Consider the following 13,885-nt stretch of genomic DNA (forward strand, 5'->3'; position numbering starts at 1 on the left):
CTGCTCCCTTACTCTGGTACCTTGCGGCGGCCAAACCCCAACTGCACTTTTTGCGCCACTCTTGCCATCCCACTCGCCAGCATATTGCGCCCTCTGGCAAGGAGTCGTTGCCCCGCCCAGTGAATGAGTGGTCGGAAGGGTGTGGGGGCCGTGGCGTGCCAACGACCAGCCAGCGCGGCGTCCCACACCGCCGTGACCCCGTCGACATAGCGCGCCACCGTGAACAACTGTGCAGCACGCAACTGAGCGGCCCGCCCCATCGCACATCGGCGCTGCGGATTGCTCAATTGCCGCCAGTGATCAGCCATCTCGGCCCAATCCCCCGGGGTTGCCAGCAAGCCGGTCACTCCCTCCTCCACCACTTCGGGGATGCCGCCCACTTGGTAGGCACTGACCGGAAGCCCCAACATGCCCGCCTCCGCCAACGTCAGACCAAACACCTCCTCACGGGCGCCGGAGACCAGCAGATCCACCCCGCCCCGCAAGATAGCGGCACTGTCCGGTCGCTCGCCGAGAAAGTGGACGCGCTCGGCCACCCCGAGCTCGACAGCCAACGCCATCAATGCTTCCCGCTCCGGGCCGCTGCCAATAATCAGCAACTGAGCCTCCTCCCCCGAGGCCATCAGGGCAGCCAGCGAGCGGATCAGCAGATCAATCCCCTTGCGTTTGATCAATGAGCCGACGGTGGCGATGATCATATCCCCCGGGGGTAAGCCCAACATGCCGACGACCGGCCAGTGAGCACCGCCATTCAGGCGAGCGGCATCCACCCCGTTGGGTACCCGGATCAACCGCTCGGCCGCGCAGCCATCCTGGCGCCAACCGGTCAACACCGGCTCGCTCACCCCGATCAGCACGCTTGCCTGATGAACCCGCAGGCTGAATCTGTCTCTGGGCTGATAACGGGCATGGAGGTGGCACACCAGCGGTACCTGCAACACTCGACAGACACCCACCAGCCACTGACAAGGGGCCGCGCTGTTTGCATGTACCAGCCCAATCTGCCGCTCGGTGATGAGCTCTCTGGCTCGCCCGGAGAGGCGCCGATGGGCTGCAAGATCAAAACGGGGCGCCTGCCATCCCAGCAGCAGGCTGAACGGCTCGACCATGGTTTCTACCCCGAGGGTGGCCGCCTCTGCCGCCAGCGTCGGGCTATTGCACCAGAGCAGGGGCGTAAACCGGCTGCGATCGAGGTGGGCCAGCAGATCCAGCAGGCAGCGTTCGCTGCCGCGGATCCAGTCCTCTCCGTAGTGAACCAGCAAAACAGGGGTTGCGTTCATCCTCTTGCTCCCTTTGGTGGCACTGCCGGCAACCGGGTTGCCTCCTGATGATCCGCAGCGGTGGCCTTCACCTCTGTGGCCGCCTGCTGCACGTACTTGATGGCGGCGACGGCCAGCGCCAGCTCCAGATAGATGGGCCAGGTAAAGCCCTGGGTCAGGAAGGATCCCGAAATCACAAACCCCACCATGCTGGCCATCACCCCCTGCACAGCCGTGATCACTGCAGGAGGCATGCCAGCAAGCTGGCAACGCCAGCAACTGCGCAGGGTCACCGTCACCATGCCGATAAACAGCGCCAGCCCGACAAAACCGGTTTCAGCCAGCACCCCGAACCAGGTGGAGTGCACCGCATGATTGAGCCCGTCCCAATGGGGGCTGTAGAAGAAGTAGTTGTAATAGAAATTGGACAAGCCCACCCCCACCAGCGGATGGCCCAGCGCCATGCCCCAGGCCGCTTGCCAGGCGTAGATCCGCCCCATGGCCGAGGCATCGACCCCGCTCTCGGCGGCGCCGCCAGATGCCCGATCGCTGATCCCGGCGGCGGCAAACAGCACCACCAGCGCGACCATCCCCATCGAGATCAACAGGGTTTTCGACTTCACCCGCTGCCAGGCAAACAGGCCGCTGACCGCACACACGCCAAGCAAGCCACCGCGGCTCTGGGTGGCGATAATGGCGGCCGCAGTCAGCGCAAAGCCGAGCCCCCCCAGTAAACGCCCCCCCACCCCATTGCCCTGATTGAGCAGCAAGCTCAGCGAAAAGCCGGCAGGAAAGAGCAGCACCAGCGCCAGATCGTTGGGATCCCCCAGCACAGAGCCCAGCTCGCGCCCTATGGTTACCCGGGTCCCCTCCACCAGCCCAATTCCGCTCGCCTTGTTGTAGAGGGCCACCAGCGCCACCAGACAGCCCGCCACCACGAAGGTGCGCACCGCCAGCGCAAAATCCCCCGGAGTGCGCACCAGCCAGGCGGTGGCCAGGGTCATCAGATAGATCTTGCTATAGCTGCCGGTCCAAGTGGCGATCGCCTCGCCCCGGTTGCTGGCAGACAGCACACCGATGGAGACCATCACAAAGAAGGCCGTCAGCCAGCTCAGGGCTGGACTCCAGTAGGGCTTGATCCGGCCGGTCAGCAAAATGTGCCAGACCAGCGCGCCGATGGCGGCCAGCGAGAAGAGCAGCGGGATCTTGAGGGGATAGAGCTGGGGGAACACTTCATGCAGCCGAAAGAAGGAGAAAGTAACAAACCCCAGCACCATCAAGAAGGGCCAGCGCAGGGCAAACCAGATGGCGGGAATGGCAAGGCCGAGCACCGGTAGCAGCAAGGGATGGGGCAGCCGCCACCAGAGCAGGGCCAGCACCAGACAGATGGCGCTTGCCCAGATGGCTGGCGTTAGACGAGCCATGATCCTGCCCACCATTGGCCGAGCCAGACCATCGCCAGCGCCCCGAGCGAACTGGCCCAGAGGGTCGAGAGGCGATACGGCAGCGGCAGCAACCGCTGGCTCACCAGATAAAAGGCGAGCGCCCGCACCAGATAGACCAGCAGCAGGGTCCAGATCACCCCGGCAACCCCGAAGGGGGGGATGGCGAGCAGAAAGCCTGCCACCCCAAGGGCGCTGCAGCCCAGATTGATCACCATCTGGGCATTGCTCTTCTCGCCGCTAAAGCAGCCGACATTGAGCAAGTCCGAAACATTGCGCACCGCCATACCCAGCACCAGCAGCGGAATATAGGCGATCGCCCCGTGATAGCTCTCCGGGGTCAGCCAGCGAATGAGCAAGGGGGCCGTGAGCCCGACAATCCCCGCGGTGACAAACCCCAGTACCGACCCCATCACGCTGTAGTGGGCATTGAGCCGCAGTCCATCCGGCTCGCGCAGCAGCATGAAACGGCGGGGATACCACCAGAGGGCAAAGGGTTGCAGCAACAACCCCACTGCCAGCGCCAGCTTGCCCGCCACCGCGTAGTAGGCAAGCAGCGCCTCACCCACCACATCGGCCAGCAGCCAGCGATCCAGTCCGCTCAGGGCAAAGCCTGCCAGCCCGCTCACCACCAGGGGCAATCCATAGCGCAGCAGCGGCCGATAGTGTTGCCAGTCAAAGCGGATCCCGCTATCTCGCCACTGCCAGAGGCTCAGCAGCAGCGCCAGTGCAACGCAGGTCAGGGTGCCGGAGGCCAGCACCCCGCTCACGCCCCAGCCGAGCCAGAGCCACCAGCCGGTCAACACCGACTGGATCACCGCCTTGCCTGCGGTCGCCACGAAAAAGAGCTGCGCCTGATTGCGCATCCGCAGCCATGCCAGTGGCACGCCGATCACCCCTTCAAACGGCAGGGCGCAGAGCACCCAGCGCACATCCGCAAGACGGGTTTCCACCGGCAGCCAGGCTTGCACCACAGGCGCCAGCAGCCAGAGCAGCACCAGACTGGCCAGGGCGATCAGCCAGACCAGCCCAAACATGCGGGCCACCACCTGCTGGCGCTCCTGCTCATCTTTCGCCAGTCCGGCAAAGCGGTAGAGGGCATCCACCAGCCCGAATCCAAGGATCAGGGAGCCCAGATTGATAAGGGTGAGCAGCACCTCCAGCTGACCGTATTCACGAGGGAGCAGCTGATGGGTCAGCACCGGCAACATCAGCAGGGAGATCCCCTTCATCAGGAGCAAGCCACCGGCGTAATAGAGCATGGCAATCTGGTTCACACCAAGTTTCATAGGGCCTCCCAGCCTCCCGAAGCATCCTGCTCCGGGTCAGCTACCGCTAATGCAAAGCCCACGCCACTCACTCCCGCCCAGAAGCGATAGCCCCTCTGCGCGGCTTAACCGGTCTGAACAAGCCCAGAATGAGACTGGCATTTGCGTTTTGCACAATGCGGGCTGCAAATTGCACCGACCGGCGCAATCTGCCCCTCCTCTTAGCCCCATTTAGCTCGTTCTAACAGGGGTCGTCCTGTTGGCCCGATCCCTGCTTTCTGCATAGCGAGCAACGGACTGCACCAGAGGGAGAGGTCGCCATGAACACCATCAACCTGCACCGGATGAAAAGCTGGGCCAAACAGGGGGAGACGCCACTGGCCCGCCGGGTATGGCGACTGGCCAAAAGTGCCCGCTACTGGTCATGCCCCGTGATCCCTCCCCTGCATCGGCTGCTTTATCGGCTCTATCTGCTGGGCAGCAACGCGCTGGCGACCCTGACCCGCACCCTCTGGTGGACCCCCTTGTTTCAATCTCGCCTGACGGCCCCCGCCCCGCGCCTCTACCTCTATGGCGGCATCCCCTATATCAGCGGTCCGGTCACCATCGAGATCGGCGCCGACTGCCGCCTCAGCGCCGCCATGACCATCAGCGGCCGGGCATCGAGCCAGACACCAAGGCTGGTCATTGGCCGCAATGTCGGGATTGGCTGGCAGACCACCCTGGCGGTGGGCAGCAAGATAGTACTGGGGGATAACGTCAGAATTGCTGGCCGTGCCTTTCTGGCGGGCTACCCGGGGCACCCGGTCAACGCCCGCGATCGCGCCCTTGGCAAACCGGATCGCGATGAACAGGTGGGGGCCATTGTGCTGGAGCAGGATGTCTGGCTTGGCACCGGGGTGATGGTGATGGCCGGTGTCACCATAGGCGCGGGCACCATTGTCGCCGCTGGCAGCATCGTCACCCGGGATCTGCCTGCAGGTGTGCTGGCAGCGGGTGTACCGGCCACAGTACTGCGCCCGTTGCAGCCACAAGATCACAGCGACCCCGCACACGCTTCGGAGACCTTTGCATGAAACTACACTCACTGCCGCAACTGGTGGTATTGGGAGAGGATTGGGGCCAGCACCCCTCCAGCACCCAACACCTGATCAAGCGTCTGTTGCTTGATTATCAAGTGCTCTGGGTCAACTCCATCGGCATGCGCTGTCCCCGCTTTACCCTTCACGATCTCACCCGTATCGTCCACAAACTGGGGGCGGTGCTGCGCGGTGCGCGCCATGCTGGCGGCCAGTCGGTTGCGCCATCACAGATCAGCAGCCCCCGGGTTCTGCCGCCGCTCGCCTTGCCACTGCCGGGCAGTCGTCTGGCGGGCAAAATCAATGGCCACTGGCTGGCGGCGCAGATCCGGCGTCAGCTGCCCGAGCTGGATCGCCCCTTGCTCTGGATCTCCCTGCCCAGCGCCGTCGATCTGATTGGCAAGCTCGAAGAGCGGGCGGTGATCTACTACTGCGGCGATGACTTCTCGGCGCTGGCAGGAGTGGATCATCAGGCCATTGCCCACTGCGAGGCCCGACTGGTGGAAAAAGCCGATCTCATTCTGGCCGCCAGCCCCGCGCTGGCCAGCCGGTTTCCGCCCCATAAAACCCGGCTGCTCAGCCACGGCGTGGATCTCGAGCTGTTTATGCCCCCCAGAGAGCGCCCAGCGGATCTCCCCTCCGGCCGTCCCATTGCCGGATTTTACGGCAGCCTGAGCGACTGGATTGATATCCCCCTGCTGGCAGAGACAGCTGCCGCCCTGCCCCACTGGGATCTGGTGCTGATTGGCCCGGTCCAGACCGATATCTCCCCCCTCAAGGGGCTCCCCAATATCCATCTGCTGGGGCCCCGTCCCCACCACACCCTGGCGGCCTATGCCCAGCACTGGCAGGTGAGCCTGCTGCCCTTTGTCGACAACGCCCAGATCCGTGCCTGCAATCCATTGAAATTGCGCGAATATCTGGCCGCAGGGCGACCCATCGTCAGCACCGATTTTCCGGCCCTCGATGGCTATCGGGATCAGATCCAGCTCCCCCAGGATGGGGAGAGCCTGGCCCAGGCCATCAACCGGGCCGCCTTTGATCAATCCAATCCGGGCTGGTTTCAGGAGAGTGGCTGGGAGGGGCTCACCCGCAGCGAAGGGCGCCACACTCGCCAACAGCAGGTGGCCCTGCAAAGCTGGGATCACAAGGCTGCCGAGCTGAACAACTGGTTGAAGGGGCTGCCCGGATGAGCAGAGGGCTCTGGCTGGTTATCCTGCTCTGCGCCAATGCAGCGATGGGCGCCACCCGGCTGGAGGGACAGACCCCGCTGTCCCTGACGGGCAACCAGACACCCCAGCGGCTCGATCTGAGCTCCCACAACTGGCCAATAGGCAGCGATGATGAACTGGTGATCGAGGGCCATAACCCCAGCGCTCACCCGCAAACCCTGATCCTGCGTATCGACGATAACGCCTCGGTCAACTACCGCAGCCGGGTCAATCTGGAGCGGATTGTCGCCCCCGGCCCCTTCACCCAGCGCTTTGCCTTGAGTGAGTGGCGCACCAGCCAGCCCAGAGCGCTGGCGCTGGACAAACTCACCAAGCTCTATCTCTTTATGGCCGATAACGCCCCCTCAATGACCATTCACCGCTGGTACTGGGAGCCCGGTCTGACTCTGCCTGCGGGCACCATTGCGCTGGATCTGGGGGCGGCGGCTGCGCCCCGCTTTACCGGCTTTGAGCCCCTGAGCCCGGGGGATCCCCGGCTGATTGGCCACCCCACCGCCATCTTGCGCCCCTCCGGCGATGCCCTGGTGCGCGATGGGCTGCGCAATCTGGATGGCGTACGGTTGGAGGTCGCCAAGGGGCGCTACCAGCTCACCCTCTGGCTCGATGACCCCGGCGAGTGGGAGTATCTGCCCCACCCCTTCGAGCGCAGCGTGCTGGTCAATGGCGAGCCCATCTGGGCCGAGCAGTGGCAACCGCAGGAGTGGCTAACGCAGCGCTATCTGGCGGGACAATCCCGCGAGGCACTGCCAAACCCGGATCCCTGGCAGCTGTTCGGGGCACGACAGGGCGGCCCCGTTCATGTCACCCTGAACCACCCAGGCGGCCCGCTCACTATCACACTGGTAGGTCACTCACCGGATGCCAAGTACCTGGCGGGACTGCTGCTTGCCCCCTATCCGGCCCCCACCAGCAAAGAGGCGCTCCCGAATAGTGGGAAAGATCACGCTGTATTGGCCGACGCTACCGCCATCGTGCTGACCAAGCAGCGCCAGCTGTTTTTGGAGAAGTGGACTCTGGCCCCCTATTCCCCAACCCCAGCCCCTGCTTCGCAGCAACTGAGCCTCACGCCGATTACAGATGCCGCCCCAACCCTGCAGATCGCCCCGCTATCTGCGGCCGATGCGTTGCAGCAGGCTTCACAACCGGTGCTGGCCGCCCGTGGCAGCCAGCTGTTGCTGGAGTTTGCCATACACGCCGCCACCGACGATCCGGCCCCCTTGCTGGTGATCCAGCCCCCCGAACAGGCAGGATCACCGCTGGCGCTGATCCCCTATTACGGCAAGTGGCATCTGGTTCGCCCGCAGGCGAGCGGCACCCTGTTGGCCCCCTCGGATCAGGAGCTGGTCGAGGGGATCGCCGGGCTCACCCTACTGGCAGGGGTGCCACGGCGTCTGGTGCTGCAAATGACCGTCCCCAGAGACGCCCCGGCGGGACGCTATCTGGGCAATATTCAGCTGCTCAGCCAACAGCAACTGGTGCAGCTGCCACTGACTATCGAGGTGCTGCCGTTGACCCTGCCCGCGGCCAGCAAGCCGGTCGGCATCTATGTCGAAGCGCCCCCCTATCTGAACTGGCTAAGCCCAAACCCCGAGGCGCTAAAAGAGCAGATCGCCACGGCCAGTCGCTGCGATCTGGAGCGGCTCGCCAAGCTGGGGATCAGCGGCCTCTCGCCCGCCCTGCCACAAGATGAAGCAGGGATGCGGGAGATCATGGGAGAAGCGGCCGGGCTCGGCTTTGTGCCCCCCCTGCTGGCCTATACCCCGCTCAAACGCTGGGGGGGCGACCCTGCCAGCCAGCTTGATCAGTGGCAAGCGCGGCAACAGGGGCTGACCGCCAGCGGCTTGCCCCCGCTGGCATGGAGCCTGTTTGATGAGCCGGATCTTGCCACTCTGCCCGCCATTACCAGCCTGGCGCGGGAGATGAAACGGCGGGATCCGGCGGTGCTCCGCGCAGGTCACTTCAATCATCCGGGTCAGGCTGGTCTGCTGGCAGAGGTGGAGATTGCCTTGATCAACGCAGGCTTTGGCGCCGACAAGGCCGATGTGGCGCGGGTACGCCAGCACAAGGTCACCCCCTGGTTTTACAATCTGGGCACCCTGAGAGCCGCCGGGTTCTATCTGTGGCAAAGCGGCGCCGAAGGCTATTTGCAGTGGCATGGCCGCATGCCCACCGCCCTGCCCTATGACCCCACCGACGGGCGGGAGAGCGACTTTATGCTGCTCGGCCCACAAGCCTGCGAGGCGCACCGCCTCTCTCACGATCTGCTGCTGTTGCAGCAAGCCATCGAAGATCTGCGCTGGCTCGCCTGGCTGGAGCAGGAGGCCCGCTATCAGGTGGAAGCCGCCCTGCTGCTGGAGCGTCTGCGCGATCAGCTGCCGACCCGCTGGCAGGTGGCAGAGCAACTGCCCTCTGCCGCCTGGATCCAGTGGCGCCGCGAGATTGAACAACTGGCCAAGGGATTGAAAACATTGCAAACTGGTGCCAACTCATCCTCCTGAAGTGACTGCGTATGGCCAACCAGACTCCCCGCTCCACAGCCAAAGACAGCGCCCTGCGCTGCCTGTTGCCCCTAATGCTGCCATTGCTGATCCTCACCGGTTGCGCCCGTCAGGAGCCGGTCAATGAGACCCTGCCGATCCTCAACCAGTTGCGGGAACAGCAACTGGCCGAACAGCCCCAGCTGCAACTGCAGTACCAGCAAGCGGAGACACAACTGCCAGCGGATCAGGAGCAGCTGCTGCATCAGTTTTTAGGACGCAAGGATCCGGCCCGAATTGCGCTGGTAAGCGGCCCCGGGCTGCAAACTGACATGCTGGAGAGTGCGCGGATGGCGAGCGTGCGACTGACCGCCCTCACCCGTTTGCTGGGAGCTCGCGCCATTGAGCTGGAGCCCCGCTATGACCCCATGTTGGCTCCCAATACCTTGCTGATCCGCATTCTGCCAAACGGTGAATCGGGGTCGGTCACCCCAGCGGCGGCGCAATAAGGCCGAGGCAAGAGGTTGGCAAAGCCACCCGATAGAGGGGATAAGGGGCCAGCCCCCACAACTTGCGCCAACCCTGGGTAAGACGGTACGAGAGCAGCGGCGGGCTCTGGTGCAGCTCGCCTAAAAACATCACCCCCTGACTCATCCCTTCACCCGCCAGCGTCACTGACATCGCCTCGCTATCAGGCGCCACCAGCATGGCCTGCAGCAGGCCGTCACAGCGGGGATGGGCCAGCTGATAGCTGACATAGGTGCCGCCCAATACCGGCGTGGCCACCCGCAAGCGCCAGCCCAACTGGACCAGCTCCAGCAGCATGGGTTTGGCCCCCTCATTGATCGCCCGGTTCTGATAACGCCAGCCCATAGCGGCAGCACTGAGCAGTGCCACCAGCAACAGCAACAGATATCCCCTAGATAGACCCATCACGGCGCCCCCTTAGAAAGAGGATGGTCATCACCAGCAGCATCATATTGACCACCCGGCTCTGATAACGCCACCAACCGCAGATATCCCTTAGACAGACCCATCACGGCGCCCCCTTAGAAAGAGGATGGTCATCACCAACAACATGATGGCCCACTGGTAGAGCTGGGCCAGCGAGCCGGTATGCAGCCAGCCATACCAGCGCAGATCCAGGCTCATCAGCACCAACCGCAGCTGATTGGCCCCGATATAGAGCAGGCAAACCAGCAGCAACATGGGCCACTGCCGGTAGAGGGGGCGCTCCGGCGCCAGCCAGCAGCAGGAGACCAGCCAGGAGAGCACCACCAGATAGAGTTGAGAAAACGAGGAGCACCCCTTGAGCACGATCAGCGCATGGCCCCCCAACCGCTCGATACGATTGCCATCAAGGCGAGTCTCCCAGCCCAGCAGCTGCAACCACTGGCCCACCCCCCAGGCATCGAGCGCCAGCACAGGGCCAGAGAGCAGGGCAAACACCTGCTGCCCCCACAACACCGCCACGGTAAAGGCGAGCACAATCTGCAACACCGCCCGCTCATCGCCACTCTGATGACGGCGCCACAGCGAGGCCACCAGCAACAGACAGGCCAGCGCCTTGCAACTGGCGCTGGGGATCAGGATCAGCAGGATAAAGAGGGCGAGCGCCAGTGGATGCGGGCGCCAGCTCGGTGCAACCCGCGATGCAATTTGCCACCAGATAGCAATCAGCAACACCACCAGCAGGTTGAAGTGGCCCATATTGAGCCACACCATGCCCCACTGATTGGCCAAACCAAGTAGCAGCCAGTTGGGTGCCCACTGCCAGGGACGGATCTCCATCGCAACTCCTGCCGGTTATCAGCGCTTTTGACCGCTGTCGCAAGTTCCATGCCTGCCCGCTCTCACCCGGACCAAGCCAAGTCAGAGGATGCAACAAAGCTGGCACGCTTTATTCATTCCACCCTGCTGGCACTAGCGCCAGGGAGAAGGAGTGAGCAATGAAACTCAAACCGTTGGCAGGGCTGCTGGGGATGTTGTTGGTAACCTCCCCCGCATACGCCTTGACCGAAGTCGATACCGAACTGCAACTGCTGATGGATGTGTCGGGCAGCGTCAGTTCATCGGAATTCAATCTGCAATTACAGGGGTATGTGGACGCCTTTTACAGTCAGGATGTACAAAGCGCCATCCTCGACACCAGTGGTGGCAAACTCGGGTCCATCGCCGTACAGATGATCATGTGGAGCAGCAGCAACCAGCAGAGCGTGATGACTGACTGGTTCCACCTCTACGACATGACCTCCATCAACAACTTCGCCGCCACCCTGGATGCCCTGGTGCGCCCCTATGCGGGGATGACGGCCCCCGGTTCGGCCATGGCCTTTGGTGCCCAGCAGTTTGATACCAACAACTACACCGCCGCCCGCCAAGTGATGGATGTGTCGGGTGACGGGATCCAGAACAACGGGCTGGATACCTCTACCGTGCGGGATCAACTGCTCGCCTCCGGCATCGATACCATCAACGGCATCACCATAGGTCAGGACTATGCCGATGGGGTGTTGCAAGAGTGGTATGTGGAAAACGTGGCGGGCGGTCAGGATGCATTTGTCATCAATGCCACCACCTTCGCCGACTTTGGCAATGCGCTGGAGCTCAAACTGGCTGCCGAAATTGAGGGGGGCATTATTCCGGAAGGTGCACTGGCCGCCCCCATCGAGGAGATCCCGCTGGCCGCCCAGCTGCTGCTCGGTATGCCGCTACTGCTAGCCTGGCGCTATCAACGCCGTAATCAGGGACGCCTGCAGCCCGCCAACGGGCAACTGGCACCCGCCATCGGCTGATTTATCCCCCCGTGTGTTGCGATTAGGGAGCTATGGCTCCCTGATTTTTATCTGGAAACAAGGATAAGTGGCTGAGCATATACAGCAGTTGTGCTCATGATTGGGCTGAGGCAGGCTACTCGACTAAAACATGGGGCTGGCGGCTCTTTACGACACTTCTTATTGAAATTTACAACTTGGTATCAGGTAGACAATCAGCAAACTCTCTTTGAATACGTGGGATTTTACCTACCTGCTCACCACCACCATGCAATATAACTAACAGCATGCCCACCATTAACGACACCCCGTTGGATATTCTGACCATCTGTTCAAGTAAAGGAAGTGGATAACCCTTACTGTGGCGATGGATTGCATGAAGTCCACCGTGGATGAACGAACTAAGAGGTTTCCAAGAATACTCTTTGAATTCTCTCAACATATCCAACGGTTCTTGAGGGGACTTTCCTTGTAGTTTTTCTAACATTTCGCTGAGCATAGGAAGCTTATTTGCCTTATTTGCCGTCTCCTGCGTCAGCTCGCTGGTTAACTTTAAAACATCTGTATCGGTTGCAGCGTAGAGCAGCCACATTGCCCGAACCAGTGCCTCATATTGAAGACGAACAAGCCCCGTAGACGAGGTTAGATTACCTGCTGATATAAGCATTTTAGCACTTTCAGCATGCTCGAAAGCAATACTACACATGACTCTGCTCACCATGATTCTTTGTGAGTCATCGAAGGGAGGCAGTACTAAAAATTCCAGTAAGTTTTTTTCAAGTTCAGCAGAGCGTGACAACAGATGATTTATCAATATAGTCTCTCCTCATTACGATTTTTTAAGGGCAGTAGGTTCGATTAGCGAAGCGTAATCGGACGTTCGCGGTCTTTCTGCAACATTTCTATTTAACTCGCTAAAACCCTTCCATCTTGCCACTTCTCCCCCTCCCACAAAAAATCACCCTCGAACTGGCACCGGTCGGGGCGTAGTTACAGCATTGAAGTGGAGTGTCACAGCGAGCATCCGATTATTCCTACCACCCGCTAATCGAACCTACGCGCTGTAAACACCATACGTTGGCAGCCCCCCTATTCAAGGGCTTGTTAGGCTACCTGACCACCGAACAAATCAATGAATTTTATTGGCTGGCGCGCTTTAGAACGTTTATCAAGATACTCTTTCTGCTCTTTTTCATGCCGTTCTCTCTCAATTTGGGCACTTTGCTTAATAACAGATTTATCTAGGCTCAATAAGTATTTATCTAATGCTTCAATTGTATCAACTGAAGATATGACATCTTCGACCGTCGGCTCAAGGCGGCCATGTGCTGCCATGTTTCTTAATCGACGTGCTTCATGGAAACGGTCACTCAATCCATCAGGTACCGCTACACCGAATCGCTCCCAACGACCATTGACCAGATCTGTGGTTGCAGGGCGACGTTGGAGAAATTTTATGCCTGTTTCCTCTGCAAATACTTCAACTTCTTTTTCGAGATATGTCCAAGCCGAGAGTAATGCACCTAAAGGATGTATTTTAGCTAAATCTTTAAGCTTGTCTAATTCTTGGTCATTACTTGGATCACTCAATTTATACTCAAGCAAGTCAGACTCATACGAAAACTGCACTATAATTTCATCATACTCCTGACTGTAATATTTTTTCAGAACCTCTCGAAAAAAGTTCTCTGCTATATTTATGTAAAAAATACTGGTCAATTCATTCGGAGAACCAAAACGATGCTGTAGAGCATTTCTTTCGTCAACTAACAACTCTATCTTATTTAGTAAGGGTAGACTTATAGACTTATCTTGCAATACTTTTATACAACCTTGAATAGTAATTGTTTCCTTTGGCCCTTTGTATATAGATTCACCAGAGTCAAGCACTAAATCTTTCAATATTAATTCCACTGCATTTGCCAAATGCAAAATCAACAATTTTCGGTCTAGCTCTTTCTTACCATTGTAATGTGTAATAGAGTGACCAAGTAACTCCATTGCACTCTGAAATAATGGTGATTCTATTGCCAAAGTTTATCCCTCATAATTTCAAGCCAGCCTTAATATCGCCTAACGGTAATAGGATGGAAAACACTATTAATGCCTTCGTAACGCCTTCCATCTAGCTCTGCCCTACCACTCGTCATCACAACCAATAGATAATATTAAAATCACTGTATTACCAACCAGCATCTGACTTATAAGTCCTTCTTATAGGTCTATTATCAATAGCCTTGCGCCGGTTCCACTTGTACCACTGGATAAAACCACAGTCAACAAACGGAAATATAAAATGCAGCCTATCTCCTCTTTTATCGGCTTGCCGCGATGTTTACTCCGCTATTTGCATG

At 59.8% G+C, this 13,885-nt stretch carries 12 protein-coding genes; 5 read left to right on the plus strand and 7 right to left on the minus strand.

Annotated elements, in window-relative coordinates:
- Window positions 1-8 precede the first annotated feature (8 nt).
- From G5154_RS02020 to G5154_RS02030, 3 genes are read right to left on the minus strand one after another with little or no spacing between them, the layout of a single operon-like run.
- A complete protein-coding gene (locus G5154_RS02020) occupies window positions 9-1,280 on the minus strand; it encodes a glycosyltransferase family 4 protein (RefSeq protein ID WP_421250218.1) in 1,272 nt (423 codons plus the stop codon).
- Complete coding sequence (locus tag G5154_RS02025) at window positions 1,277-2,683, minus strand: O-antigen ligase family protein (protein WP_421263855.1); 1,407 nt, start codon at window positions 2,681-2,683, stop codon at window positions 1,277-1,279. The genes G5154_RS02020 and G5154_RS02025 overlap by 4 nt, the downstream gene beginning before the upstream one ends.
- Window positions 2,671-3,990 carry a lipopolysaccharide biosynthesis protein gene (locus G5154_RS02030; protein ID WP_040069216.1) on the minus strand — a complete coding sequence of 440 codons (1,320 nt, stop codon included), beginning with the start codon at window positions 3,988-3,990 and terminating at the stop codon, window positions 2,671-2,673. The genes G5154_RS02025 and G5154_RS02030 overlap by 13 nt, the downstream gene beginning before the upstream one ends.
- A 299-nt stretch (window positions 3,991-4,289) precedes the next feature.
- On the opposite strand from G5154_RS02030, the gene G5154_RS02035 reads away from it, so the two are divergent.
- Genes G5154_RS02035 through G5154_RS02050 form a run of 4 tightly spaced genes read left to right on the plus strand, consistent with a single transcriptional unit; the run spans window position 4,290 to window position 9,266 of the window.
- Window positions 4,290-5,045: an acyltransferase gene (locus G5154_RS02035; protein ID WP_421250220.1), complete on the plus strand. Its 756-nt coding sequence runs from the start codon at window positions 4,290-4,292 to the stop codon at window positions 5,043-5,045.
- Window positions 5,042-6,241, plus strand: a complete 1,200-nt coding sequence (locus G5154_RS02040) for a glycosyltransferase (protein ID WP_421250221.1) — start codon at window positions 5,042-5,044, stop codon at window positions 6,239-6,241. Before G5154_RS02035 ends, G5154_RS02040 begins: the two co-directional genes overlap by 4 nt.
- On the plus strand, window positions 6,238-8,778 hold the full coding sequence (locus tag G5154_RS02045; protein WP_421250222.1) for a hypothetical protein: 2,541 nt from the start codon (window positions 6,238-6,240) through the stop codon (window positions 8,776-8,778). Before G5154_RS02040 ends, G5154_RS02045 begins: the two co-directional genes overlap by 4 nt.
- An 11-nt stretch (window positions 8,779-8,789) precedes the next feature.
- Entirely contained in the window at window positions 8,790-9,266 is a 477-nt protein-coding gene (locus G5154_RS02050; protein ID WP_100653878.1) for a hypothetical protein, read from the plus strand.
- Here the strand turns inward: G5154_RS02050 and G5154_RS02055 are convergent.
- Together G5154_RS02055 and G5154_RS02060 are read right to left on the minus strand one after the other, a co-directional pair.
- Entirely contained in the window at window positions 9,244-9,690 is a 447-nt protein-coding gene (locus G5154_RS02055; RefSeq protein ID WP_421250330.1) for a hypothetical protein, read from the minus strand. The genes G5154_RS02050 and G5154_RS02055 overlap by 23 nt on opposite strands.
- Before the next feature lie 90 nt (window positions 9,691-9,780).
- Window positions 9,781-10,548 carry a hypothetical protein gene (locus G5154_RS02060; RefSeq protein WP_258720639.1) on the minus strand — a complete coding sequence of 256 codons (768 nt, stop codon included), beginning with the start codon at window positions 10,546-10,548 and terminating at the stop codon, window positions 9,781-9,783.
- A gap of 158 nt (window positions 10,549-10,706) precedes the next feature.
- On the opposite strand from G5154_RS02060, the gene G5154_RS02065 reads away from it, so the two are divergent.
- Entirely contained in the window at window positions 10,707-11,552 is an 846-nt protein-coding gene (locus tag G5154_RS02065) for a DUF1194 domain-containing protein (protein WP_113739425.1), read from the plus strand.
- 169 nt (window positions 11,553-11,721) lie between these two features.
- Here the strand turns inward: G5154_RS02065 and G5154_RS02070 are convergent, their stop codons facing one another.
- Both G5154_RS02070 and G5154_RS02075 read right to left on the minus strand, forming a co-directional pair.
- Window positions 11,722-12,345: a DUF6988 family protein gene (locus tag G5154_RS02070; RefSeq protein WP_139478191.1), complete on the minus strand. Its 624-nt coding sequence runs from the start codon at window positions 12,343-12,345 to the stop codon at window positions 11,722-11,724.
- A 290-nt stretch (window positions 12,346-12,635) separates the two neighbouring features.
- Window positions 12,636-13,565 carry a hypothetical protein gene (locus G5154_RS02075; RefSeq protein ID WP_421250223.1) on the minus strand — a complete coding sequence of 310 codons (930 nt, stop codon included), beginning with the start codon at window positions 13,563-13,565 and terminating at the stop codon, window positions 12,636-12,638.
- Window positions 13,566-13,885: the final 320 nt, after the last annotated feature.

Origin of the sequence: Aeromonas sp. 600527, assembly GCF_049175415.1 — a bacterium.
Lineage (GTDB): Bacteria > Pseudomonadota > Gammaproteobacteria > Enterobacterales > Aeromonadaceae > Aeromonas > Aeromonas veronii_A.

Excerpts from the sequence above, each read along its gene's own strand:
- G5154_RS02020 (WP_421250218.1), bottom strand. The coding sequence starts at position 1,280 with ATGAACGCAACCCCTGTTTTGCTGGTTCACTACGGAGAGGACTGGATC.
- G5154_RS02025 (WP_421263855.1), bottom strand. The coding sequence starts at position 2,683 with ATGGCTCGTCTAACGCCAGCCATCTGGGCAAGCGCCATCTGTCTGGTG.
- G5154_RS02030 (WP_040069216.1), bottom strand. The coding sequence starts at position 3,990 with ATGAAACTTGGTGTGAACCAGATTGCCATGCTCTATTACGCCGGTGGC.
- G5154_RS02035 (WP_421250220.1), top strand. The coding sequence starts at position 4,290 with ATGAACACCATCAACCTGCACCGGATGAAAAGCTGGGCCAAACAGGGG.
- G5154_RS02040 (WP_421250221.1), top strand. The coding sequence starts at position 5,042 with ATGAAACTACACTCACTGCCGCAACTGGTGGTATTGGGAGAGGATTGG.
- G5154_RS02045 (WP_421250222.1), top strand. The coding sequence starts at position 6,238 with ATGAGCAGAGGGCTCTGGCTGGTTATCCTGCTCTGCGCCAATGCAGCG.
- G5154_RS02050 (WP_100653878.1), top strand. The coding sequence starts at position 8,790 with ATGGCCAACCAGACTCCCCGCTCCACAGCCAAAGACAGCGCCCTGCGC.
- G5154_RS02055 (WP_421250330.1), bottom strand. The coding sequence starts at position 9,690 with ATGGGTCTATCTAGGGGATATCTGTTGCTGTTGCTGGTGGCACTGCTC.
- G5154_RS02060 (WP_258720639.1), bottom strand. The coding sequence starts at position 10,548 with ATGGAGATCCGTCCCTGGCAGTGGGCACCCAACTGGCTGCTACTTGGT.
- G5154_RS02065 (WP_113739425.1), top strand. The coding sequence starts at position 10,707 with ATGAAACTCAAACCGTTGGCAGGGCTGCTGGGGATGTTGTTGGTAACC.